This is a genomic window from Psychrobacter sp. 1Y6 (assembly GCF_052258385.2).
In the GTDB taxonomy this organism is placed as follows: Bacteria; Pseudomonadota; Gammaproteobacteria; order Pseudomonadales; family Moraxellaceae; genus Psychrobacter.
On record NZ_JBQQEW020000001.1, the window covers coordinates 2,470,950 to 2,496,012 of the forward strand.

A 25,063-nucleotide genomic window follows, 5' to 3' on the forward strand; every position below is an offset into this window, starting at 1 on the left:
GACATCATCCTTTCATCTCATTGGCGCTATCGACATCTAGATGCCCACGCTGATGATAAAAACGCAATAATATTGCCAGACCAATTGACGCTTCAGCCGCAGCCAAGGTCAAAATAAAGATAAACATAATCTGTCCGTCTGGATCGACCCAGCGACTACCTGCTACTACAAATGCCAATGCTGCCGCATTCATCATGATCTCAAGACTCATTAGCATAAACAGGAAGTTACGTCGTACCATGACGCCGCACAGACCGATAGCAAATAAAATACCTGCCAAAATCAGTCCATGGCTCATGGGTATCATGCCCAGCACATTTTGCGCCTCAGCAACTGGCTGTACTAAGCCTGCCACCTCGTGGGCAAACGGCACGTTTGACACATCTTGTGCCACGCTTGCTGCTAGTACCATTAGTCTGACTCCTTGCGCGTAACTTTATTCGCACCTACTTGACTACCTGCCCTCATGCCTACCTTCATACCAACATAGTCATGCGGGTCAACATCTTTATATTCGTAAGGCTTAGCCATTTCTACGCCATCATGCTGTGTAAGCGTACTATCATTGTCGTATTGTTTGATACTACCTACGCTTGGCTTGAAGTTTTGGCTATCATTACCGATGACCTCATCGTCGACTGTCTCTTTACCTAAATGATAAGCGGCGACCAAGGCTGCTAATAATAGCAATGCTGCTACTTCAACCAGCATAATGTATTTGGTAAATAGCACCGTACCGACTGCTTTGGCAGAGATAGTCGTGCCACCCATCATGACAGCTTCATCGTGATTAAGACCAATCATCGCATAGAGCACAACGGCAATGATTATCGTCAATCCTGTTGGAATCGCCCAAGTACCTGCATCGAGCCAACGCTCTTCGCGCTCATCATTGCTCATGCCCAAATTAAGCATCATAATGACGAAGACAAATAGCACCATAATGGCACCAGCATAGACAACAATCTCTAATGCTCCTGCAAACGGCGCACCTAATACAAAAAATATCCCAGCAATTGCCAATAACGACACAATCATCGATAAGATAGCATGCACTGGATTGGCCTGAGTCACTACGCGCAAACTGGCAAATATCGCCACTGCTGCAAGCGAATAAAACCCAGCCAGTTCAGGATGGTTCAAAATATTCATCATGGTAGCAAGCTCCTTAGATCAATCGGGGCAGACTCATTTTGTGCTGCGCCTTTTGGTTTATCTGCTACCGCCATACCTGTCACACGATAATAGTTATAATCAGGGTATTTACCTGGTCCTGAAATGAGCAAGTGCTCTTTTTCATAGACCAAATCTTGGCGCTTATATTCACCCAGCTCAAAATCTGGGGTCATTTGAATCGCTGTCGTTGGACAGGCTTCCTCACACAATCCACAAAAGATACAGCGTGAGAAGTTAATACGGAAAAACTCTGGATACCAGCGTCCATCTTCACGCTCGGCTTTTTGTAATGAGATACACCCTACCGGACATGCCACCGCACACAAGTTACAAGCGACACAGCGCTCGTCTCCATCAGGATCACGCGTTAGGACAATACGTCCACGAAAACGCGGCGGTACAGGTACCGGCTCTTCAGGATAAAGGATGGTATCACGCGGTCTGAGCGCATGACTATTGACCATCCACATGCTGCGGACAATGGTAAATATACCAATGACGGTCTTTTTTATGGTAGTAAACATGGGATTATTATCCTTATCAGCTTTACCCTAGTTCATCAGTGATGGCTAGTAATGACTATAACGTTGGGGAAAAGATCAAAATGACCGCAGCAGTAATCAACAGATTGATCAAGGTTACGGGCAGACATACTTTCCAGCCAAAGTTCATCACCTGATCATAACGCGGACGCATGAGTGAGCCTCGAGCCAAAACAAACATGGTCATAAAGAACAGCGTTTTAATCATGAACCAAAAAGCTGGTGGAATAAATGGAATATCTAAATTGAACGGCGCAAGCCAACCGCCAAAGAACAAGCAAGTCATCAAAGCAGAAATCAAGACAACGTTGACATACTCACCAATGAAGAACATACCAAACTTCATGCCAGAATATTCGACATGATAACCTTCAGCCAGTTCTTGCTCTGCTTCTGGTTGGTCAAATGGATGTCTATGTGTGACGGCAACACCAGCCACCACAAAGGTTAAGAATCCGAAAAACTGCGGAATGATATACCAGCCGTCTACTTGCGCTTCGACAATAGCACGTAAGTTAAATGAGCCTGTTAGCGCAACAACGCCCATCAACGACAAACCCAAAAACACTTCGTAACTGATTGTCTGTGCAGCTGAGCGCAAACCACCGAGTAGCGAGAATTTGTTGGCAGATGCCCAACCACCAAACATCACTGCGTAAACAGCAATACCAGCCATGGCAAAGAAAAACAGAATACCAATATCCCAATCAACCACGCCAAGCGTTGGCGAGATAGGAATAATGGCAAATGAAGCCAAGGCAGTAAACATCGCGACCGCAGGTGCCAAGGTGAACATAAACTTATCGGTAAAGTTTGGTGTCCAATCTTCTTTAAAGAAGATTTTTAGCATATCGGCGACTAGCTGCAACGAACCAAAAGGCCCAACACGGTTTGGACCATAACGATCTTGCCATAAGGCCAACATACGGCGCTCATAAATAATCATCATCGCGGCAACCAATACCACGACTAAAAAGATGACTAGTGATTGAGCCACCAAAAACAGAATAGACCAAGTATCAAAGCTCATGCTATTGGCCAAAAAGCTTGGCACATCAGGGATAATACGGGTAACTTGCATATTACACCTCCTGTGTGGTGGTCGGCGCTGCGTTAATTTGCGCTGTATCGTTATTGTTCATCATATCGTTAGCCATGCTACCCATCATCGTCACTGGTGCATCTACTTTACGCACCGACGCTGGCATTGATGGATGAATGATACTCACCTGCCCAACTGGGTAACCGATACAGCCTTCTGCCAAATAACCGACCAGCTGTACTGGTAAGGTCATTTGTTGCTTGTCAATTTCAATCGCCAAGTAATCACCAGCCACAATATTCCAGTCTTTGGCATCATCTATACCGATACGCCATGTTGCAACAGGTAGTTGCTCTGCGACGATTGGGCTGCGTGATGCCATCATTGAGCTGGCATAGATATTATGAATCGGCACCAGTTTGGCTTGGCCTTGCTGCAAGTCAGTTGTATTCGAAGACATCGCTTCTGGCGCCACATATTGGCGTGTTTCCAAACGTGCTAGCTGATCGAACAAACGCACACCTGGATCACCATTTTTCAAATGACCGCCGACTTTGTCTTGGTATTTGTTCCACGCTTGCGGTGAGTTCCAACCTGCTGCATTGGCAAAAGGAATCATCGAGCTTGGCGTTTCTTTACCGCTATAACCTTCCATTGAGAAAGTTAGACCAGTATCCAAATCTTTTGGCTGCATTGGCTCGTGCACTGAGATTGGCGCACGCATAGCAGTACGACCTGAATAACGACGCGGTTGACGCGCGATTTTCAGACCCGTTATACGGTAATCAGCATCAGGCGCAGCGCCTTTAATACCCGCAAGTTTAGGATGGGTGGCAATCAATGCATTGATTACATCATCTAGCTGCGTCCAATCGACATCACGACCTTCAATGCTGCTATGTACAGCATGTATCCAACGCCAACCTTCTTTAATACTGCTCATCGGATGGTAGTATTCATTATCGTAAACTTGGAAGAAACGCTGCGCACGGCCTTCAGCCGATATCAATGTACCATCTGCTTCTGCAAAGCTAGCCGCTGGCAATACAATATCGACGTCTTTATGCCAATCAAGGAGCTGATGATCTAATGCGATGACTGTTTTATCAGTCAATAGCTGCGTCAATTTATTGGCATCAATCGCATCTGTTAGCTGGTTTTCTGCAACCACAACCACATCGTAATCAGTCGCTAGCAGTTCTTCAACTGACTGACCACCAAGCATACAAACGCCCATGCTATTGGCATCAGGAACCGTTAGATAGATACCTGCTTGTGCCTGATACTTATCATTAATTTCTTTTAACTCAAGGTTTTCAGCAGGCTCACGTTCGACATCATCTTGAGCTTCTGTATTGACGCCTGTTTCAGGTTTGTTTGGCTTGGCAGATAAATCTTGGTCTTCTTCAGGCTGGTCATTAGCCGCTTTTGCTTGCGCTGCCTGTACTTTGGCATTATGTGCCTCAACCTGCTGCTGCTCAGTCGCTTTGATTGCCGCGCGTTTTTGGGTCAACGCTTGAGTAATCTGTGCTGCTGCTTCTATCAATGCGGTAGAAGACAAGCTACTACCCGAGACAACTAAAGGCTTATCAGCTTGAATCAAGTCATAAGCGATTTGCTGTGCCAGTGCTTGCATACCGTCAGTTTCAGTACTTGCATCAGCTGCTTGCGGATCTGTTATGTCTGCTAAATCATCAGCGAAATTAGCGATTTCATCAGCAACCTTGAAGCCAAGTTTAGTGATGTCTTCAGGGGTCGCCACTACGCTCACTTTACTGATATCTTCTAGCTTAGTTTGCGTTACATCGATGACATAGACCGGGCTTAACGCATCTTGAGCGATACGCTTAACTGGTTCAGCAAGCCAAGGTTGTGTTTGCAGCGCCGCCGCCATTTTTAGGCCTTCATTTTTTGCCGCTTGACGTACTGACAGTGCGACACGTGATGAAGTTTGCGTGATGTCTTCACCCAATACCAATACCGCATCATGCGTTTCGATATCAGTCATGCTAGGGTTATAAATGCCTTCAGTGCTGAGCACTTCGATACATTTATTGACCAGTGCTTGCTGCTGATGATTCAGACCTGTTGAAAAGTTATCAAAGCCGACCAGATTTTTTAGCGCAAAGTTAGTCTCTAAACTGGCGCGTGGTGAGCCAATCCCGATGACTTTTTTATCTTTGATACGTTTGATGGTTTCATCTAATGCATAGTCAATATTGATTTTGACATGCTTATCATTGATACGTTCAAGCGCTTGGGTTGGACGATCATCACGATTGACATAGCCATAACCAAAGCGGCCACGGTCACATAAGAAATAGCGGTTTACTTCGCCGTTATAACGGTTTTCGATACGGCGCAATTCACCATAACGCTCGCCCGGTGAAATATTACAACCAGCCGAGCAACCATGACAGATGCTTGGCGCATACTGCATATCCCATTTACGGTTGTAGCGCTCAGAATGGGTTTTATCAGTAAACACACCTGTTGGACAAACTTCAGTCAAGTTACCTGAAAATTCGCTTTCAAACTGACCATCTTTATCACGGCCAAAGTAAACGCGATTGTTTGAGCCATAAACACCCAAATCTTCGCCGCCCGCGTAGTCTTTATAAAAACGTACACAACGATAGCAAGCGATACAACGGTTCATCTCATGCGCGATGAATGGCCCAAGCTCTTGGTTATGATGCGTGCGTTTGGTAAAGCGATAGCGACGACGGCTATGACCTGACATATAGGTCATGTCCTGCAAATGACAATGTCCACCCTCTTCACAAGTTGGACAGTCATGTGGATGGTTGGTCATGAGTAGCTCAACCATCGACTTGCGGAATGCTTTGGCTTCATCGTCAGTCACAGAGATGTACATATCATCGCCAGGAGCGACCATACAAGACATCACAAGGCGACCGCGACCCGCTTCCATATCTTCTTTATTTTGGAATTGCTTGACTGCGCACTGACGGCACGAGCCTACTGAGCCAAGGGCTGGATGATAACAAAAATACGGCACATCAATGCCGAGTGATAAGCAGGCTTGTAGCAAGTTATCTGCGCTATCTACTTCGACAGTGGTTCCATCAATATGTATGACTGCCATGCCGCTCTCCTTATTTCACTACTGGCTGTTGGTTGGCTGCAGCATCAATAACATCGACACCAACCGCCTGCGCGATTTTTTGATCAAACTCTGGACGGAAATATTTAATCGCACTCATTAGTGGTTCCATCGCCCCTGGGGCATGCGCACAGAATGTTTTACCAATCCATAAGTCACGTGTCAGGCCTTCTAGTTTTTCGACATCGCCCACTTGCCCTTCACCATCATTGATGGCGGTAAGCAATTTAACACCCCATGGTAGACCATCACGGCATGGTGTACACCAACCGCATGACTCGCGCTGAAAGAAAATCTCAAGGTTGCGCAGTAATGGCACCATGTCTTGTGATTCATCGACGACCATAATGAGACCTGTACCCATACGGCTACCAGCATTTTGAATGGTGTCAAAATCTACCACTACATCTAAATGTTCCGCGGTCAAAAAGTCAGTCGAGGCGCCGCCTGGCAGCCAAGCTTTCAGCGTTTTACCATCTTTCATACCACCCGCTAAATCTTCAATGATTTCGCGAGCTGTATAACCAAACGGTAATTCCCAAAGGCCTGGATCATTAACTAAACCTGAGCAACCAAATAGTTTGGTGCCTGGCGTTTTACTTTTGCCTTTGATTTCAGATAACGACTGATACCACTCAACGCCATGATTCAAAATCGCTGGCATGTTACACAGAGTTTCAACGTTGTTGACAACCGTTGGACGACCCCATGCACCAGAGATTTGTGGAAACGGCGGCTTAGTACGTGGGTTAGCACGGCGACCTTCTAGACAGTTAATTAACGCTGTTTCTTCACCGCAGATATAACGTCCAGCGCCCGTATGCACATGCAGATTAAAACTAAAATCTGAGCCTAAAATATTGTCGCCCATTAGATTGTTAGCCAAGCACTCTTCGATAGCAGCGACCAAACGCTCAGCGGCCAAGATATACTCACCACGGATAAAGATATAACCGTCAGTGGCACCAATCGCATGAGCGGTAATTAGCATACCTTCGATCAGCTGAAACGGTAGACGCTCCATGAGCAAACGGTCTTTAAACGTGCCTGGCTCCATTTCATCCGCATTACAGATGAGATAACGCGGCAAACCATCCGGCGGTGACATAAATGACCATTTAAGACCAGCATTAAAACCTGCACCACCGCGACCTCGAACATTGGCAGCTTTAATCATATTGCCGACGTCTTTAGGCGATTTGGATAGCGCTTCTTTTAGACCCGTAAAGCCTTTTAGAGATTCATAAGTAGCTAAATCAAGCACCGCATCGTGATGCGCCAAACGCCAAGTCAAAGGCTTAGTTTCGCTAGTGGCTGTCGCTTTATCACCATAGATTGGAACACGCTGTGCATTTAGCTGGCTTGGCGCTTGGCCTTGACCGCGACGAGCAATTTGCTCTGAAATCGTTAAACTCATGCGTATAGCTCCAATAATTGCGCGACCTCAGATGGCTGGACAGGGCCGTAAGTGTCTTCATCAATCAGTACCGCTGGTCCCTTATCGCAGTTGCCCAAGCAGCAAATTGGCAATAGGGTAAAACGACCATCAGCAGTAGTTTGACCGTACTCAATACCCAGCTGCGATCTAATCTCAGCTGACAGCGCTTCATAACCTGTCAAATAACACGCCACAGAGTCACATATGAGAATCACATGGCGACCGACAGGTTGGCGATAAATACGGTTAAAGAAAGTCGCAACCCCATCCATATCTGACATCGGGATATCTAGAATGTTGGCAATGGCATTTGCTTGCGCATCATCAACCCAGCCGTTACGCTTTTGCACGATTTTTAGTGCATCTAGCGAGGCGGCACGCGCCTGTGGGTAATGGTGCATAAACTCATGAATGGCAGCGATTTCATCACTGGTGAGAATGCTTTCCACATCTACTTTTGGCATTTTGTCGGAAACAATTTTCATAATCTTCTGTCTTTCCTCACTCATCCTGCTCTATCACAAGCCAATATTAGTCTGATTAAAACTGTGGGTATATTGACGAGTAACAGCATTTTGGTGTGCCATCAGGCAATAATATATTGATGAACAAATACTTTTGAAGCAGCGGCTTTAACGATCACAATCCGCCATCACAATATCAATCGATGCCAGATACATAATGGCATCAGAGACGAGCGAGCCATTAATCACCGATGGCATCTGTTGCAAATGCGCAAATGTCGGCGTACGGATACGGGTACGATAGCTCATCGTCGCCTTATCTGAAGTGATGTAATAGCTGTTCAAACCTTTGGTCGCTTCTACAATCGTCGTACACTCGCCCGCTGGCATCACAGGACCCCAAGATACTGAGATAAAGTGGTTAATCAGCGTTTCAATATCATTTAATGTACGGTCTTTCGGCGGTGGTACCGCTAGTGGATGATCGGCTTTATAAGGGCCTTGTGGCATGTTATCCATACACTGGCGAATAATACGCAATGACTGACGCATCTCTTCGACTTTTACCATACAGCGATCATAAGCATCACCGTTGTAACCGACTGGCACTTCAAAGTCGTAATTCTCATAGCCCATGTATGGACGTGCTTTACGCAAATCAAAGTCAACGCCTGTCGCACGCAGACCTGCACCCGTGACGCCCCAAGCAAGTGCTTGCTTGGCATTATACTGAGCAACACCTTGGGTACGGCCTTTGAGTACGCTATTTTGTAATGCCGCTTTGACATATTCGTCCAAGCGTTTTGGCATCCAATCTAAGAACTCACGCACCAAGCGCTGCCAACCACGTGGTAGATCAGCAGCCGTACCGCCGATACGGAACCAAGCTGGATGCATACGATAGCCAGTCACAGCTTCGATCACGTCATAGGCTTTTTGGCGATCGGTAAACATATAGAATACAGGGGTCATACCGCCCGCATCCTGAATGAACGTACCAACGAATAGTAAGTTATTGGTAATACGGAAGAACTCGCTCATCATCACGCGGATGGTTTCAGCGCGCGGTGGAATAGTGATTCCAGCCAGCTTTTCGACTGACATGATGTATGGCAGCTCATTCATTACACCGCCGAGATAATCAATACGGTCGGTATAAGGAATAAATGAATGCCAAGTTTGGCGCTCAGCCATCTTTTCTGCGCCGCGATGGTGATAGCCGATATCAGGGATACAGTCGACGACTTCTTCGCCATCTAGCTGTAATACCAAACGGAAGGCACCGTGAGCAGAGGGATGGTTAGGACCGATGTTCAAGAACATAAAATCTTCATCACGACCTGAACGCTTCATGCCCCACTCTTCTGGAACAAAACGCAGGTTCTCTTGCTCGTATTGCTGCTTGGCCGTATTCAAGAAGTACGGGGTAAATTCCGTCGCGCGTGCATGATACTCTTTACGTAGTGGATGACCTTCCCAGTATTTTGGTAATAAAATACGGGTCAAATGCGGATGACCTGTAAAGACAATACCAAACATGTCCCACACTTCACGCTCATACCAGTTGGCGTTTGGCCAAATATTGGTGGCGCTCGGTACATTGACATCGTCTTCGCTCAGCGCGACCTTGATACGTACATCACTGTTGCGCTCAAGCGACATTAGGTGATAAAACACCGTAAAGTCACTGTCAGGTAAACCCGCGCGATGCTGGCGTAAACGCTCATCTATCGCTGACAAGTCAAATAGCATGACATAAGGTTTAGGCAGTTTGCGCAAGAATAAGAGAATATCTAATAAATCAGCACGCGCCACCCAAACCGTTGGAATCTCATCCACAGTCTGCTGCACGACAAATTTACCAGCATACTTTTGCTCCAGCTCTGTGATGACTGCTGGGACGGGCTTGATCTTAGGATCTATGTTTTCGACTACCGTGACCATGAATGATGTATTCCTTCATTAATCATAACTGAACTATGTTAGTCATAACTGAACTATGTCAACCATAACTGAGCTATGTTAATCATAACCTAACTATGATAAGCGCATAAAATATTGAAACTGTTGCTATAAGTCTGAATGCTGTTTGAAACTTAAATACTGTCTGGGCTGCGCAAGTTTTTGACAGCGATACGATCTGCCTGCTTGCGGTCACGCTCAGGCGTCATTTGCGGCTGATAGATACCCTGCTCATTGACATGGATACCCAGCGGACGACGCTCTTTAGTAATAGATTCTTGTAACAACATCAAACCCTGAATAAGCGCTTCTGGACGCGGCGGACAACCTGGCACATAGACATCAACAGGGATAATCTTATCGACACCTTGTACGACAGAATAAATATCGTACATGCCGCCCGAGTTGGCACAGGCACCCATAGAGATAACCCATTTTGGCTCAAGCATTTGCTCATATAGGCGCTGGATGACAGGGGCCATCTTAACGAAGCAAGTACCAGCGACGATCATGACGTCCGCCTGACGAGGCGAGGCACGAATAACCTCTGCCCCAAAACGTGACAAATCATGAACGGCGGTTAAGGTAGTAGCGTATTCAACATAACAGCAAGAGGTACCAAAGTTAAATGGCCAAAGTGAGTTCTTACGCCCCCAGTTTGCTGTTGAATGAACGAGGTCTTCAAGACGACCCATAAAGACGTTTTTATTCACTTCATCTTCGATAGGATCATTGACCGTTTGACTGGTCTGTGCAGGATAGGTATCTGCATCGGGGTTGGCTTTTGTTAATGTGTATTTCATAACATACAACCTTCATATTAGGCTTGGCGTGGCAATCATCTTGCTCGCGCTGTCACCATAACTTTTATGATAAATAAGTGGCTAATCATCAGCGATCATTAATACAAACAGAACTGACGCTTTCATGCTTTGCTGCTCGTTTTTGCAAACGCTATAAGCTGAGCATCAACTGCTATTAACGTTCAGTTTTGTCCTGCTGAGCAGACGTCGCAAAATCCACAGAAGTAACGTTACCTGTGGTATTAATATGATCGATGTTTTGTAGATGACGACGATTGGTCTCAATATTATTTGAGACATTGATTTGACCGGATGACTGCGCGGGTACTTTACCTGTCGGATCGACCATTAGCTCATGAGCACCATCAAACTTGGTGATGTCTGCCAAATTAAAGCCTGCAGGCGCCGCATATAAGCGTGCTTTTTTGCGTAACTTGTCAGCAGGTGCCCAGTTCATCGCACCCAAGCTCAGCTCATAAATCAAACCGATAATCAGAATAGTGATAAACGTGCCAGCGGCGGCAAAGCCAAGCCAACCTGCCTCGCGTACTGACACAGCATAAGCGTAGAGATATAGCGCCTCTAAATCAAAAATCACAAAGAAGATTGCGACCAAATAAAATTTGGCAGACAAACGAATACGGGCGTTGCCAGATCCGACAACACCCGCTTCAAATACTTCTTCCTTTTGTGAGCCTTGAGAGCGACCGCCAAGTAAGCGCGGTACGACCAGCATAAAGACAACTAGCCCAATGGCGGCTAAGATAAAAGCAATGGCTGACCAATTAAAAGCAGACATGATAATACGTGCTCCTCACCCAATCGAGTGTTAGACACAGCGCAAGCACTGACCCACTCAGGCCATGTTGCGACAGGTATAACGCAGACGAAAACACAAAGTGACTTTATTTGAGTAATTGTCACTGCACTTTAGTAACTGTCACTGTGTTTAAGTAACTGTCATTGAGTCACATGTTAGGTATTTTACTGGTAACAACCAATTATCAAGCTTATTGACGACGATGTCAGACGTGACCAACTGTAGAGATTCCGGTATGCGCGCGGATAAAGGCTGGTCGCCCAACGCATCTTCTAACAACGTAAGATCAACGTATTAAATCAATATCATATTCGACTGCTTACTTAATTGATTTAATAGCTCATTACACGTGGTCAACAATGACGTGACAACTGGCATAAATTATTTACGTACTATACGCATATCAGTGCCTAAAAGCTAGTTTTTAACTGTATTGAACGGTCACTTTCTGTGTAAAAAAAATGTGTTTTTTTTACTATGAATTATGATATAGACCTTACCTTTATTAACCCCAAATCCGTACTTTCGGCTATGAGCAAACACTGCCACGCTATTTGTCAAAAATCAAGTGTCCGAATACCCCACTTTCATCACCCAAGTCCTCCCCCAAAGTGAGCATTTTTGCTTTATAATGACCCACCAGATTTTTATGATATGCCATCATCAAACCTTAAATCCTATTATTCTTATAATAAAGATTATTAAAATATCGCAACGATACGAGTTTTGATGATGCGCGCTGCGTTTATCTATCTTTATCATATCAGAGCTACCCTCTTTTTTGCTTTTGTCTTACAGGTCACGTTATGAGTCAACTCAATCCCAAACAACAAGAAGCCATGCTCTACGTATCTGGTCCATTACTTGTACTTGCAGGTGCGGGCTCCGGCAAGACCTCTGTGATTACGCGTAAGATTGCTTACCTAATCCAAGAGTGCGACATGCCAGCTGAGCGTATCACCGCCGTGACCTTTACCAATAAAGCGGCACGTGAGATGAAAGCGCGGGTAAGCAAATTGCTACCAAGCGAAAAAATGCGCGGGCTAACGGTGTCAACGTTTCACCAATTTGGTCTACAGTTTTTGCGCTATGAGCTGATTCATACTCCGCTAAAAGGCAACTTTTCCATTATGGACAGCGATGACAGTAAGCGCCTACTGATGGAGCTAATGATGCGCGACAACTTAAGTGGCGCTGAAAGTCGCGAGTTGGTCGGTAAAGCCATCAAAATGATTTCGGATTGGAAAAATGACTTGGTCGAGCCTGATAAGGCGATGGAAACGCTAGACGATCCAGAAGACATGATTTTTGCCACGTTATATGCGCTTTATGAGCGTAACTTGCGTGCGTATAATGCGGTCGATTTTGATGACTTGATTGTATTGCCAACCAAGATATTGCGTGAAAACAGAGAACTGCGTGACAAATGGCAGAACCGTATTCGCTATCTATTGGTCGATGAGTATCAAGATACCAACACTGCCCAGTATGAGATGATTAAATATCTGGTTGGCCCGCAAGGTCGCTTTACCGTGGTTGGCGATGACGACCAATCTATCTATGCGTGGCGTGGTGCGAAGCCCGAAAACATGGCACTGCTAAAAGAAGATTTTCCAAAACTAAAAATCGTTATGCTTGAGCAAAATTACCGCTCAACCACGCGCATTTTGACTTCTGCCAACGCCGTTATTCTAAATAACGAGCATTTATTCGAGAAAAAACTGTGGTCAGATAAAGGTCAAGGCGAAAAAATCCGCATCATCAATTGTCGTAATGACGATGATGAATCAGAGCGCGTCGCCAAAGAAATCGTCACGCACAAGCTGCGTTTTGGCAACGAGTGGGAGCAGTATGCCGTACTGTACCGTAGTAACTTTCAGGCACGTATGCTAGAGGCACAATTGCGCCAGCTGCAAGTGCCTTATAAATTGTCAGGCGGTCAGTCGTTCTTTGCGCGTAGTGAAATCAAAGACATCATGGGCTATCTACGCCTGATTTTGAACCCCGAAGATGACAGTGCGTTTTTACGTATTATCAATACGCCCAAGCGCGGTATGGGACCAGCCACGCTAGAAAAACTTGGTTTATTTGCGCAGGAGCACAGCATATCGCTATTGGCCTCTTGTACCCACGCTGGCCTGACGCATGTATTACCGTCAAAGGCTTACGGTACGATAAAAGAGTTTGGTGAATTCATCGAGCACTATACGCGTGAGCTGGATCAACACCCAGACCCTGTGCCGATCGTACGACAGATGATTGATGAGACAGGTTATATTGATTTCGTGCGTAGCGACGCCAAAACGCCGCAACAAGAAAAAAACCGTATTGATAATATCGATATGCTGTACACCAGTATTCAGTCCTTGATTAATCGCGCTGAAGAAGATGAAGACCGAACGATTGATACCATCATTCGTAAGCTGGTTCTGCTTGATATGCTTGAGCAACAGCAAGAAGAAGAGAACACTAACAAAGTTAACTTGATGACCTTACATGCGGCAAAGGGCTTGGAGTTTGATTTTGTTTATATTATGGGGCTTGAGGAAGAGATGTTACCGCATCGCAACTCTATCATGAGTGAGACGGTCGAAGAAGAGCGCCGTCTGATGTACGTAGGCATTACCCGTGCGCGCCGTGAGCTGACATTGACGCTCGCGACCCAGCGCCGTGCCGGTGGTCAGATGCGCGTTACCTCAGAATCAAGATTTTTGGATGAGCTGCCTGAGGATCATATTGACTGGCCTGCCAAAGCGAAAAAGAAAAAAGCGACCAAAGACCCAGAAGCCGTCGCTGATGAATATCTGGCCAATATTCGAGCGTTACTGGGTAAGCGTTAATCTTACTCAAAACATTTAAGCATCTGAGTAATAAACACCTAAGTAAAACGCTTGCGAGAACACGCTTTAGACTGCGCAAAAAACGATTGTTACAATTGTTATTGTTCTTTATATACTGTAAAAAATTGACTGTAAAAACTTGGAACACTTATGCCTACCCCGACGCCAAATCAGGAACGAACCGCCATGCTGTCAGGAGATTATAATTCAGCCGAATATAGTGCCGAATATAAACTGCTGTATCTGCAGGGTTTGGTTGCTGATAAAGCATACGAGGCCATTACAGAGTTCTTAGAAAAGCAGTCCGAATATGAGATTGCCAACCTACTAGAGTCCTTCCCAACTCAAAACCGTCTGTTGATTTGGGCGCAGGTGCCAGAGCATATCAAAGGTGAAGTGCTTGCCGAGCTAGATGTCGATACGCGCCAGCCATTAATGGAGAATATTTCTTCTCAAGAAATATCCTTGTTTACCCAAGACCTTGATGCGCAAGATATCTCTGAGATTTTGGACACTGTCACTGAGAGCGTACGTACCTCAGTCATGGCAACGCTAGACGAAGAGACTCGGGTCCAAGTCAACAAACTTGATACCTATGCTGACTGGGAAGTGGGTAGCTATATGGATCCTGATATTATTCAGATAAGGGATGATATCTATTTGGCGGATGTGCAAGAATGGCTGCGTGAAAATGACGACCTGCTCGATGACGAGAGCCAAGAGCTACTCGTTGTCGATCAAAGCCAGCAATTGCTAGGGCTACTCAGTCTAGTAGATTTAATTAAGCATAAACAGAATACATTAGTCTCGGAGCTGATTGATACTGCCATTACGATTAATGATCGCTTGGATATCCAAGATGCTGCCGCGATTTTTCGTTCAGAAGACATCCGTTTTGCGCCCGTAATCAATAGCCATGGCGAGCTGGTTGGTCAACTAAACGGTGAAGACATCATGGAAATCATCCAAGATGATGTCGACAGCACCATGAAAAACCTCGCTGGTGTTAGCCAAGATGAAGAGTTGTTTGCCCCCATCCTAACCAGTGCTAAAAGCCGTAGCGTTTGGCTAGGTATCAATTTATGTACTGCACTATTGGCCGCAGCAGTGATTGGACAGTTTGAAGAAGTACTAGCACAAGTCGTGGCGCTAGCGATATTGATGCCAGTGGTCGCCAGTATGGGCGGTATTGCTGGTTCGCAAACGCTGACGGTCGTTATTCGAGGTATGGCGATGGGTCAAATCGGTGGTTCTAACCGTGTCTGGCTGTTGAATAAAGAGCTATGGGTGGGTGCGATAAACGGTATCATCTGGGCGATAATTATGGCGTTTATTGCTCAGTTATGGTTTCATGATATTAAGATCAGTGCCGTCATCGGTTTTGCCATTGCGATCAACATGACTGCGGCTAATGTCTCGGGGATCAGCATACCGCTGATGCTAAAACGAATGAATATCGACCCTGCTCTATCTGCTTCGGTTATCTTAACGACTGTCACGGATATCGTCGGCTTTATGTCCTTTTTAGGATTGGCCAGCGTGTTGATACTCTAGTTGATTGCTGAATTGCTGAATTGCTGAATTGCTGAATTGCTGAATTGCTGAATTGCTGAATTGCTGAATTGCTGAATTGCTGAATAATTAAAATATAGAATTGTTATTTATATAAAAATGTCGAATAAGATTTATTTAAAACCATAGTTCAAAGTCCTAGTTTGAAATCATAATTTAAAAACCATCAAATCGTTAAGTGAGTGCGTTATGCAAGCTGTACAAGTTAAAGTGGTAAACCCTAAAATTACTGAAGATAAAGCGTTTTCTTTACCAACTCGTGCCACCGATGGCAGTGCAGGTATTGATTTGCGTGCTTGTATTGACGAGCCATTAACGATTAAAGCAGGTGAAACCCATTTAATTGGTACAGGTCTTGCGGTTTATATTCAAGATCCTAATTATGCAGGTATGATTTTACCGCGTTCAGGTCTTGGCCATAAGCACGGTATCGTCTTGGGTAACTTGGTTGGGTTAATCGATGCCGACTATCAAGGCGAGCTGATGGTTAGTATTTGGAACCGCAGTAGCGAAGACTTTGTTCTTAATGTAGCTGAGCGTATGGCACAGTACATCGTGGTACCTGTTGCTCGTCCTGAGTTTGAAGTGGTTGCAGAATTCAGTGATGAAAGCGTACGCGGTGCGGGCGGGTTTGGACACTCAGGTCGCCAATAGTAGCTATTTTGTTGGTCAATTTTTCTGACAACTTTTTAGATAGCCTTTAAGGTTTTGCTTAAGCTATATCTAAAACCTTGCGCTATTCATTTTTTATTTATCATTGAACATCTATCACGGTTATAAGGAGAGTAAGCAATGCCACCTTTTGCGGCGCAGCAATCCTTATTCCGTGCTTATGATATCCGTGGTGCTAGCCAGTATTTCACTAGCCGTTTTATACAAGCATTAGGCCGTGCTTTTGCCACTCTCTACAATGCCCAAGATAGCCAACCGACTAAAAACATCAGTACTAGTGTTTCTGTTGAGACTAAGCAGAATGTTGTCGTTATTGGTTATGATATGCGCATTGGTAGTGAAGCCATTGCACGTACGCTCTCTACTGTATTAGCTCAGCAGGGTTTACGCGTAATCCAGTTAGGCCTAATTACCACGCCAATGATGGCATTTTGGGCAATGCAATATCAAGGACATGGCATAGTCGTAACAGCGAGCCATTCTGCTAAAGACATACTAGGCATCAAATGGTTGGTGAACAACAAGTCTCCTAGCAGCTCAGAGATACAGACGCTCTATCATCAAATAACCGCTAATCATGGTCATCACGCCTATCTCGATAATCAAGCTAAAAATTCTGTCTTGTGTTCAGAAAACACTGCAAGCATTGAGAATAACCACAACTCAAAATTACCAATTGATTTGCTTGAGCAACTACCTACTCATCAAGTAGCAAGCGTCTATATCGATGCTATTGCGCAGGTATTTGAACAATTATTTCAGCATAATCACTTGGCAACTGCAGCCAATCAGAAAAACGCTTATAAACTTGATTTAGTCATAGTTATTGACTGTATGCATGGCGCAACTGGGAGCATCGCTCAACGCTTGTTTGAACGTTTTTGCCAGCATGTTATTTTTCTCAATGACACACCTGATGGTAATTTCCCCCTTGGTAATCCAGACCCCACCGAACCAAACCGCCTAAACGAATTGCAGCGAGCCGTTGTTTTGCACGCAGCAGATATAGGCCTAGCGTTTGATGGCGATGGCGATCGTTTGATGATCGTTGATAACAACGGCAAAATAGTTACGCCCGATCATTTGCTCTATCTATTGGCACGTATTGCTATTACTGAGCACCCTAACTCTCTTAGCGACTCTTTATTAACATCTGAAGTTCTTTTCGATATTAAATGTGCTCATCATTTACCAAGACTGTTATCTGAGCTTAGTACTACACCTGTGATTAGCAAAACTGGCAGCAGCTTTATGCGCCAGCAGGTACAGCATCCTGACAATCAGATTGTCTTTGCTGGTGAATTATCAGGGCATTTCATCTTTAATGACAGCCGCTTTATCCCTTATGATGATGCAATGTATGCCGCATTACGGTTGCTGCATTGGCTTGACCAAGTTCATGATGATACTAATGATAAAAAACCGCTAGCAGATATCATCCATAGCTTGCCCACTATAGTCAGTACTGCTGACCATTACTTGCCAATGCCGCAGACGGCTACTACCGACTGCTCTCTCGTAGAGCAACTAACGAGATTTTGCCATTACTTGCAGTATCTAGTAGATATGTCTACCCATACTGATTCTTCATCTAGTCAGCAGTTAAAAGGTACTTGCCTGCCCGCCACAACATGCAAGTCGTCAGCGTGTACTTGTGCTACTGCGAAGGCGCAAATAGCATTAAAACAGACGCATGAATTATTACCTGTAGGAACCAAGCTGAGCTGTATCGATGGTGTGCGCTTGGATTTTGCGCATGGTTTTGGCGTACTGCGTCAATCAAATACCAGTAATAGTCTGACCGCGCGCTTTGCGGGTGACAGTATAGATGACCTAAAAGATATTCAGGCGACATTTGCCGCTTTATGTCGACCATTTAACGCAGCGCTAGCTGAACAGATTCTTGCTATTCCCGCGGAGTAGCCTCATAAAACATATAACTGTCTCATTAGACATAGTAGAAAAACAACCAATTTAAAACCGGCCCTTAGGAGTTTGTAATGACGCTTAATTTAGATGATGCCAAAAACACCGCTGAAGTATTGACCACTGCTCTGCCCTATATCCAGCGTTTTGTTGATAAACTCATCGTCGTAAAATACGGCGGCAACGCCATGACCGACCCTGAGCTTGAGAGCTCGTTTGCTCGCGATATTGTGTTGTTAAAAACCGTCGGTATGCATCCAGTAGTCGTACATGGTGGTGGCCCGCAAGTTGACAATCTCCTAAAAGAGCTTGGCCGTCAATCAGACCGTATCGATGGCATGCGCGTCACTGACAAAAGCACCATGGATATCGTAGAGATGGTCTTGGGCGGTAGCGTCAACAAATCGATTGTTAGCCTGATTAATAAACATGGCGGTCGCGCGATTGGTCTTACAGGTAAAGATGCCAACTTGATTCAAGCAAAAAAACTGATGATGGAAAAAATTGGCGCAGATGGTATCGCTGTACCAGTTGATTTAGGATTCGTCGGTGATGTAGTAAGCGTCAATAAAGACGTGATTAACATGCTAATTGCTTCTGATTTTATCCCGGTAATCGCACCACTTGGCGTTGACGCTGAAGGCAATACCTATAATATCAATGCGGATTTGGTCGCGGGTAAAGTAGCGGAGTTTTTACAAGCAGAGAAACTGATGTTATTAACCAATATCAAAGGTGTATTGGGCCGTGATGGCGAAGTAGTGACTGGACTCACGCCAAAGAAAGTCGATAGCTTAATCGAAGATGGCACTATCTCAGGCGGCATGATTCCCAAAATTCAATGTGCGCTTGATGCGGTACGTAGCGGCGTCAAAAGTGCGGTAATCGTTGATGGCCGTGTTCCTCATGCGACCTTACTTGAGATTTTTACCAACGAAGGGGTTGGTACGCTCATCAGTCGAGAAATAGATTCATCATTGAGCTAGAAAAATATAGCAATACTAAATGTAAAAAAGCTAAGTGTAGAAAGGCCCGAGTTAATATAAATGCTCGGGCTTTTTTATGCAGTTTTATATTTAAAATATCAGCCTAGCTCAATTTTACGAAAAAACTTTATCAAACTCAGATTCATCGAAGCCGCATAGTAATACTGCTTGATCGTCATCTGCCAACTGACCTTCTACAATCGGACGTTTAATCATACTGGTATTTTCCACGAGTAAATCTATCGCGTTGTCTACACTAGCATCAGCTGCGTGCTTTTGACTGTCGTCTAGCTTGCGCCACGTCGTACCACGCTTATTAAGTACTTTTTCGATACCTAGCTCATTTACCCAGCGCTGTACTGTTTCTTTATCAATACCTTGTTTTTTATAATCGTGAAAATCGTAGCTGATATCTAATTCGTTTAGCTTAGTAAACGCTTTTTTCATCGTGCTACAAGATTTGATACCGTAAATGGTGATGGTCATTATTATTCCTCATAAATATTCATTAATTTGTCTATTATACCTAAGGCTGACTGGATATAGAGAATGCATTACTTTTAATCGTCAAACCTAGTAAGCAACTGCATCATATCGTCGCAATTTTCGCCAAATTACGCTATGCTATGGCATTGTCAAATTCCACCTATTTTGATCAGTATTAAACAAATCCGTATTAAATAAATCAGTATCAACCAATTTCGAGCCGACTATGAGCAACGCCGTGACAGCAGACCAAACAGAAAACAACTATTATAACCCACAAGCGATAGAAGCCGCGCAGCAGACCAAATGGGCAACTGACAAGCGCTTTGAAGTAAGCAATGAGCCAAGCGACAAGCCAAGTCGTTACATGCTATCAATGTTCCCTTATCCAAGTGGCAAGCTGCATATGGGCCATGTCCGTAACTATACGATTTCTGACGTATTAAGCCGTTATTATCGTCTCAAAGGCTATGAAGTCATGCAGCCAATGGGCTGGGATGGTTTTGGCTTGCCAGCTGAAAACGCAGCGATTGCTAACCAAACGCCACCTGCGGCATGGACATTTGCCAATATTGACAGTATGCGTGCGCAGCTTAAATTGCTAGGCCTGTCTATTGACTGGTCACGTGAATTTGCCACTTGCAGCCCTGAATATTATCAGTGGGAGCAATGGTTATTTTTGCAATTATACAAAAAAGGCCTAGTCTACAAAAAGCTGTCGACGGTCAACTGGGATCCCGTTGACAACACCGTCTTAGCAAACGAGCAAGTCATCGATGGCAAAGGCTGGCGTAGTGGTGCTGCGGTCGAAAAACGCGACATCCCAATGTACTACTTCAACATCACTGACTATGCTGATGAGCTATTGGATGATTTGGACCAGCTAGAGGGTCATTGGCCATCTGAAGTACTAACCATGCAGCGTAACTGGATTGGTCGTAGTGCTGGTATGGAAGTCCACTTCCCTTATGAGCTTGCTGGTGAAGAAAACACCTTAGATGTGTTCACCACTCGTCCTGATACCTTGATGGGTGTGACTTATGTTGCAGTGGCAGCAGAGCATCCACTTGCACAGTATGCCTCTGAGCAAGATGACGCAATCGCTCAATTCTGTGCATTATGTAAAAAAGGCTCAGTAGCTGAAGCTGATTTGGCCAAAGCTGAAAAAATCGGTATGGATACAGGTCTAACTGTTACGCATCCTTTGACTGGTGAAGAAGTGCCAGTATGGGTTGCCAACTACGTGCTGATGAGCTATGGCTCAGGCGCAGTCATGGCGGTACCTGCTCATGATGAGCGTGATTATGAGTTTGCGGTTAAGTACGACCTACCAATCAAACAAGTCATCAATACCCCTAATGGCTATTTTGATGAGCTAAAAGCAGATGCCAAAGCGAACGATAGTGAAGTGAATCTTGCTTATACTGAACGCAACACTTTGGTTAATTCAGGTGAGTTTGACGGTCTAGACTTTGAGCAAGCGTTTGAAGCAATGCTGGCTAAGCTTGAGCCAAAAGAGCTGGCTAAGAAAAAGATCCAGTATCGTCTACGTGATTGGGGTGTATCTCGCCAGCGCTATTGGGGCTGCCCTATCCCAATGATCAACTGTGAGCATTGCGGTACTGTGCCTGTTGAAGAGCAAGACTTACCAGTTGTGTTGCCAACCGACGTCGTACCTGATGGTCGCGGTAATCCACTCAAAAACCTACCAGAGTTTGTAAACACTACTTGTCCTAAATGCGGCAATCCTGCTGAGCGTGAGACGGATACCTTTGACACATTCGTAGAATCTAGCTGGTACTATGCACGCTTTGCTAGCCCAAATGATGCACAAAACATGGTCAATAAATCTGCTGCCAATAAATGGTTGCCGGTCGATCAATACGTTGGCGGTGTCGAGCATGCGGTGATGCATCTATTGTATGCACGCTTCTTCCACAAGTTGATGCGTGACGAAAACTTAGTCACAGGCGACGAGCCATTTGCCAATCTAATGACGCAAGGCATGGTACTTGCTGGCACGTTCTACCGCGTCAATGCGGATGGTAGTACGACCTACTACTTTGCAGAAGATATCGATATTGACTTCAACGAACGCGGTCAACCAATCAAAGCTATCTTAAAATCTGACGGCCAGCCAGTCACGATTGGTAAAATCGAAAAAATGTCTAAATCAAAGAACAATGGCGTAGATCCACAGCTAACTATTGATAAATATGGTGCTGATACGGTTCGTCTATATACGCTATTTACTGCGCCTGCGGATCAAACACTTGAATGGTCAGACGACGCGCTAAAAGGCCCTTATAACTTTGTGAAAAAAGTATGGCGCATTGCAACCGATCATATGCAAGCGCTAACGGCCGCCAATATCAGCATTGATACGCTTAATAGTGCTACCTTGAACACAGACGGGTTGAGCAAAGAAGCCAAAAACTTACGCCGTAAAACGCACGAAACGATTGCTAAGATTGACAGTGACTTGGGTGATCGTCTGGCATTGAACACGCCAGTATCAAGCCTGATGGAGCTTGCTAATGAGCTGACTGGCTTTAACGCGAGTAATGAGCAAGAGCTGCATGTCAAACACGAAGCGTTGACCAATCTGCTGATTATGCTGTCTGTCTATGCGCCGCACGTCGGTGAGCATTTGCTTGAGCAATTGGGTCTTGATACCTTAACTTTAGACTACCCAACCGTGGACGAAAGTGCGCTGGTACAGGACATGATCACGATGGTGGTACAGGTCAATGGTAAGATGCGTGGTAAGATGGATGTCGCACCAAACAGCGATCCTGAGCAGCTAAAAGAGCAAGCTCGCACTATGGAAAGCGTGGCAAAATTCATCACGGGCGAGATCAAAAAAGAAATCGTCGTTCCTAATAAATTGGTTAACATCGTGGTTGTAGGCTGAGGTATCTTGAGCTAAGTATTTTAGGCTTAGTGCTCTAAGCCTTCTTATCATATGAGGATAGCGTTTATGTCATACAAGCATCGAGCTGAGCAGGCGCAACCAGAGTTAAGCGCACACAGCCTAGCTAACAAAAAGTCCCATGGCCAAAAGCTCGGAGCAGTCTTACTTGCCACGCTGCCAATGTTTGCAGTGGTAGGTGCAGCCGCTGCTCTTAGCGGCTGTGGTTTCCAGCTGCGTGGCTACGACTCAGCGATGCTGCTTGACGTCGAAAAAACAGCGGTCATCATCGAAGACAATCGCACCTCCTTCCCGCTGAAACTACCATTGACGCGTCGCCTAAAGACGTTAGGTGTCGACGTTATTAGTAATATGAGCTCAGAAGAAGTTGCCCGCAATAACCAACAAGCAGGGGCTGAGTCTATTGCCGCTATCGACATCCGTAATGTACGTTTTAAACGTTACGAATTGGTTGGCGTATTAACAGAGATTCGCTTGGTACTATCAGCAGATGTCAGCTATCAAACGATGGAAAATGGTAAGCCTGTAACACTAAGCAACCCCATTCAGGTCGAGCGAAGCTATCAGTACAACGAAGCCTCTGTTAGTACTGACGATCAGCAAGGCGATCAGACTCGCGATTGGCTCTATGATACTTTAGCTCGCCGTATCACTGACCAGTATGTTGCTATCTCGCTTCCTAAAGTCGCACCTGCTGCCAAACAATCTCTGCAAATGAATAAAGGTGTGACACCAACCGTTGTCGTCGTACCACAACCGTAATAGTTAGTCGTTCTGATTATCAAACGATACCATCCCTAGAAGTATGAGTAGCAAACTAAGCGAGTGTAAGTACTACCTTGAGTAGACTGGGCTAGCTTAATATTGTTAAGCATATTCTTGGAATTGGTATTACCTGCTCATCAACCTGTGTAACACCACGCTATGCAAGATACTTTCATAAAAGCCTATCCAAAACTACTGCAGCCTTCCGTTGCGGTAGCGGGCTTGTGGCTGGCGCACGGTGACGAGCCATTACTCAGTCAATGGTTGATAGATGCACTGCGTCCACACTGGCGCGCACAGAACTATGCAATCAAACGTATAGAGCTGATTTCTGTCAAGAGTTGGCAAGAAGTACTGTCAGAGCTTGGTAGTCAGTCTTTATTTGATGATGCCAGCGCCTTGATCGTGACAGGCAATCATAAACCTGATAAAGCAGTTATCGCTGAGTTGGAACGTTTTGCGGTCGAGGCACAAGCTGGCACACACGGCCATAGTGTGTTGTGGCTCACACCTAAGCAAGACAAACGCAGCCAGAGCAGCAAATGGTTTGCTCCTTTTGCGCAATATGGCAATGTCATTGATTGCAATTTATACAATGAGCAGCAGCGCCAACAGCTACTACAAATACAAGCTCAGAAGTTTGGCTTACGACTGTCTCAAGAAGCGTGGCAGCTACTCATGTCACACACTGAGCATCATTTGCTAAGTGCTTATCAAACCCTATGGCGACTGTCCTATTTGTTTGCACCGCAGCTAGTTGCTAATAACAGTACTAGTGAAAATAGTGCTAATAACAATAGCACCGAACAATCTAATAGCTTTTCACAACCTGTGAATAATGTGGCATTGGATATTGCAGACCTACAAGCAGCGTTGGTCAGCGACGCGCAGTTTAGTGTGTTTGATTTGTCTGATGCGATGCTCGCGGGTAATAGTACGCAGGTCGCCAAAATCATGTTTCAGCTAAAGTCGACCGATGAGCCCACTACTTTAGTACTCTGGGCTATTAGCAAAGACATGCGTCAAATCATTCAACTTATGGACGGTCAAGACCCTCAAGCATTAGGCATTTGGCGTAGTAAGCAAGGGTTATACCAACAAGCCTGTCGCCGTCAGTCAAAACAACAAACGAGCGAATGGCCTGCCATGCTTTACCGCTGTGATCAAGCTATTAAAGGACTTGTTCGCCAGCCAGCATGGGAGCTATTATTACAAGCGGCATTAGAGCTTGCAGGTAAGCGTTTATTTGCTATGCGCTAAGACTGATCCGCTTTTCAACACCTTATATTGTTTCTACTATTAACAAGTTATCCATCTCTTCTCTTACTGATTTATACATTTAAACGCTATAAATCCAGATTCTACTACCCTATCTTGTTCTCCTATAATCTCCGTTTTATTGATTTTTAGTAAGTATTTCTTTTTTGTACCTGTCTCTGTTTCTGGCTACCTTAACCTTTCGTAAACTAATTTCCATTCCCTTTTGTAGGTGAAGTCTCTACTATATCTA

Annotated in this window: 19 protein-coding genes; 8 read left to right on the plus strand and 11 right to left on the minus strand. The window is 45.0% G+C overall.

Going from position 1 to position 25,063, the window contains the following annotated elements:
* Nucleotides 1-4 precede the first annotated feature (4 nt).
* The 10 genes from nuoK to ACTXGF_RS24000 form a co-directional block, all read right to left on the minus strand.
* Entirely contained in the window at nucleotides 5-313 is a 309-nt protein-coding gene (gene nuoK, locus ACTXGF_RS23955) for an NADH-quinone oxidoreductase subunit NuoK (RefSeq protein ID WP_025653102.1), read from the minus strand.
* Nucleotides 314-411: 98 nt separating this feature from the next.
* Entirely contained in the window at nucleotides 412-1,155 is a 744-nt protein-coding gene (gene nuoJ, locus ACTXGF_RS23960; RefSeq protein ID WP_443532331.1) for an NADH-quinone oxidoreductase subunit J, read from the minus strand.
* Complete coding sequence (gene nuoI / locus ACTXGF_RS23965; RefSeq protein WP_010198902.1) at nucleotides 1,152-1,700, minus strand: NADH-quinone oxidoreductase subunit NuoI; 549 nt, start codon at nucleotides 1,698-1,700, stop codon at nucleotides 1,152-1,154. The genes nuoJ and nuoI overlap by 4 nt, the downstream gene beginning before the upstream one ends.
* A 55-nt stretch (nucleotides 1,701-1,755) precedes the next feature.
* Nucleotides 1,756-2,748, minus strand: a complete 993-nt coding sequence (gene nuoH / locus ACTXGF_RS23970) for an NADH-quinone oxidoreductase subunit NuoH (protein WP_443532933.1) — start codon at nucleotides 2,746-2,748, stop codon at nucleotides 1,756-1,758.
* Between the two features lie 52 nt (nucleotides 2,749-2,800).
* Entirely contained in the window at nucleotides 2,801-5,869 is a 3,069-nt protein-coding gene (nuoG, locus tag ACTXGF_RS23975) for an NADH-quinone oxidoreductase subunit NuoG (protein WP_443532330.1), read from the minus strand.
* 10 nt (nucleotides 5,870-5,879) lie between these two features.
* On the minus strand, nucleotides 5,880-7,304 hold the full coding sequence (gene nuoF, locus ACTXGF_RS23980; RefSeq protein WP_114700720.1) for an NADH-quinone oxidoreductase subunit NuoF: 1,425 nt from the start codon (nucleotides 7,302-7,304) through the stop codon (nucleotides 5,880-5,882).
* Nucleotides 7,301-7,810 (minus strand): NADH-quinone oxidoreductase subunit NuoE, encoded by a 510-nt coding sequence (nuoE, locus tag ACTXGF_RS23985; protein ID WP_057758927.1) that lies wholly within the window; start codon nucleotides 7,808-7,810, stop codon nucleotides 7,301-7,303. Before nuoE ends, nuoF begins: the two co-directional genes overlap by 4 nt.
* Before the next feature lie 147 nt (nucleotides 7,811-7,957).
* Nucleotides 7,958-9,733 carry an NADH-quinone oxidoreductase subunit C/D gene (nuoC, locus tag ACTXGF_RS23990; RefSeq protein WP_057758925.1) on the minus strand — a complete coding sequence of 592 codons (1,776 nt, stop codon included), beginning with the start codon at nucleotides 9,731-9,733 and terminating at the stop codon, nucleotides 7,958-7,960.
* A 152-nt stretch (nucleotides 9,734-9,885) separates the two neighbouring features.
* The gene (locus ACTXGF_RS23995; RefSeq protein WP_101206265.1) at nucleotides 9,886-10,554 is read right to left on the minus strand and encodes a NuoB/complex I 20 kDa subunit family protein; all 669 of its coding nucleotides are present in this window, start codon (nucleotides 10,552-10,554) and stop codon (nucleotides 9,886-9,888) included.
* Nucleotides 10,555-10,729: 175 nt separating this feature from the next.
* Nucleotides 10,730-11,353: an NADH-quinone oxidoreductase subunit A gene (locus ACTXGF_RS24000; RefSeq protein ID WP_102091044.1), complete on the minus strand. Its 624-nt coding sequence runs from the start codon at nucleotides 11,351-11,353 to the stop codon at nucleotides 10,730-10,732.
* Between the two features lie 827 nt (nucleotides 11,354-12,180).
* Here ACTXGF_RS24000 and ACTXGF_RS24005 point away from each other — a divergent pair.
* The 5 genes from ACTXGF_RS24005 (at nucleotide 12,181) to argB (ending at nucleotide 19,370) form a co-directional block, all read left to right on the plus strand.
* Entirely contained in the window at nucleotides 12,181-14,214 is a 2,034-nt protein-coding gene (locus ACTXGF_RS24005) for a UvrD-helicase domain-containing protein (protein WP_114700718.1), read from the plus strand.
* A gap of 150 nt (nucleotides 14,215-14,364) precedes the next feature.
* Nucleotides 14,365-15,768 (plus strand): magnesium transporter, encoded by a 1,404-nt coding sequence (mgtE, locus tag ACTXGF_RS24010; RefSeq protein ID WP_101206268.1) that lies wholly within the window; start codon nucleotides 14,365-14,367, stop codon nucleotides 15,766-15,768.
* Nucleotides 15,769-15,975: 207 nt separating this feature from the next.
* Entirely contained in the window at nucleotides 15,976-16,440 is a 465-nt protein-coding gene (gene dut, locus ACTXGF_RS24015; protein ID WP_443532326.1) for a dUTP diphosphatase, read from the plus strand.
* A 138-nt stretch (nucleotides 16,441-16,578) separates the two neighbouring features.
* On the plus strand, nucleotides 16,579-18,381 hold the full coding sequence (locus ACTXGF_RS24020; RefSeq protein ID WP_443532324.1) for a phosphohexomutase domain-containing protein: 1,803 nt from the start codon (nucleotides 16,579-16,581) through the stop codon (nucleotides 18,379-18,381).
* Between the two features lie 77 nt (nucleotides 18,382-18,458).
* Nucleotides 18,459-19,370, plus strand: coding sequence for an acetylglutamate kinase (argB, locus tag ACTXGF_RS24025; protein ID WP_057758912.1), 912 nt, complete (start codon nucleotides 18,459-18,461; stop codon nucleotides 19,368-19,370).
* Nucleotides 19,371-19,484: 114 nt separating this feature from the next.
* Here the strand turns inward: argB and ACTXGF_RS24030 are convergent, their stop codons facing one another.
* Nucleotides 19,485-19,856, minus strand: a complete 372-nt coding sequence (locus tag ACTXGF_RS24030; RefSeq protein WP_443532322.1) for a Spx/MgsR family RNA polymerase-binding regulatory protein — start codon at nucleotides 19,854-19,856, stop codon at nucleotides 19,485-19,487.
* 226 nt (nucleotides 19,857-20,082) lie between these two features.
* On the opposite strand from ACTXGF_RS24030, the gene leuS reads away from it, so the two are divergent.
* The 3 genes from leuS to holA all read left to right on the plus strand — a co-directional run bounded on the left by leuS (nucleotide 20,083) and on the right by holA (nucleotide 24,813).
* The gene (gene leuS, locus ACTXGF_RS24035; RefSeq protein ID WP_443532320.1) at nucleotides 20,083-22,770 is read left to right on the plus strand and encodes a leucine--tRNA ligase; all 2,688 of its coding nucleotides are present in this window, start codon (nucleotides 20,083-20,085) and stop codon (nucleotides 22,768-22,770) included.
* 66 nt (nucleotides 22,771-22,836) lie between these two features.
* The gene (locus ACTXGF_RS24040) at nucleotides 22,837-23,550 is read left to right on the plus strand and encodes an LPS-assembly lipoprotein LptE (RefSeq protein ID WP_443532318.1); all 714 of its coding nucleotides are present in this window, start codon (nucleotides 22,837-22,839) and stop codon (nucleotides 23,548-23,550) included.
* 162 nt (nucleotides 23,551-23,712) lie between these two features.
* Complete coding sequence (holA, locus tag ACTXGF_RS24045; protein WP_443532316.1) at nucleotides 23,713-24,813, plus strand: DNA polymerase III subunit delta; 1,101 nt, start codon at nucleotides 23,713-23,715, stop codon at nucleotides 24,811-24,813.
* The last annotated feature ends 250 nt before the right edge of the window (nucleotides 24,814-25,063 follow it).

Coding starts and splice junctions, on each gene's coding strand:
- dut (WP_443532326.1), top strand. CDS start 15,976: ATGCAAGCTGTACAAGTTAAAGTGGTAAACCCTAAAATTACTGAAGAT.
- nuoF (WP_114700720.1), bottom strand. CDS start 7,304: ATGAGTTTAACGATTTCAGAGCAAATTGCTCGTCGCGGTCAAGGCCAA.
- nuoE (WP_057758927.1), bottom strand. CDS start 7,810: ATGAAAATTGTTTCCGACAAAATGCCAAAAGTAGATGTGGAAAGCATT.
- mgtE (WP_101206268.1), top strand. CDS start 14,365: ATGCCTACCCCGACGCCAAATCAGGAACGAACCGCCATGCTGTCAGGA.
- nuoI (WP_010198902.1), bottom strand. CDS start 1,700: ATGTTTACTACCATAAAAAAGACCGTCATTGGTATATTTACCATTGTC.
- ACTXGF_RS24000 (WP_102091044.1), bottom strand. CDS start 11,353: ATGTCTGCTTTTAATTGGTCAGCCATTGCTTTTATCTTAGCCGCCATT.
- nuoJ (WP_443532331.1), bottom strand. CDS start 1,155: ATGATGAATATTTTGAACCATCCTGAACTGGCTGGGTTTTATTCGCTT.
- ACTXGF_RS24020 (WP_443532324.1), top strand. CDS start 16,579: ATGCCACCTTTTGCGGCGCAGCAATCCTTATTCCGTGCTTATGATATC.
- ACTXGF_RS24040 (WP_443532318.1), top strand. CDS start 22,837: ATGTCATACAAGCATCGAGCTGAGCAGGCGCAACCAGAGTTAAGCGCA.
- nuoH (WP_443532933.1), bottom strand. CDS start 2,748: ATGAGCTTTGATACTTGGTCTATTCTGTTTTTGGTGGCTCAATCACTA.
- nuoC (WP_057758925.1), bottom strand. CDS start 9,733: ATGGTCACGGTAGTCGAAAACATAGATCCTAAGATCAAGCCCGTCCCA.
- nuoG (WP_443532330.1), bottom strand. CDS start 5,869: ATGGCAGTCATACATATTGATGGAACCACTGTCGAAGTAGATAGCGCA.
- leuS (WP_443532320.1), top strand. CDS start 20,083: ATGAGCAACGCCGTGACAGCAGACCAAACAGAAAACAACTATTATAAC.
- holA (WP_443532316.1), top strand. CDS start 23,713: ATGCAAGATACTTTCATAAAAGCCTATCCAAAACTACTGCAGCCTTCC.
- ACTXGF_RS24005 (WP_114700718.1), top strand. CDS start 12,181: ATGAGTCAACTCAATCCCAAACAACAAGAAGCCATGCTCTACGTATCT.
- argB (WP_057758912.1), top strand. CDS start 18,459: ATGACGCTTAATTTAGATGATGCCAAAAACACCGCTGAAGTATTGACC.
- ACTXGF_RS24030 (WP_443532322.1), bottom strand. CDS start 19,856: ATGACCATCACCATTTACGGTATCAAATCTTGTAGCACGATGAAAAAA.
- ACTXGF_RS23995 (WP_101206265.1), bottom strand. CDS start 10,554: ATGAAATACACATTAACAAAAGCCAACCCCGATGCAGATACCTATCCT.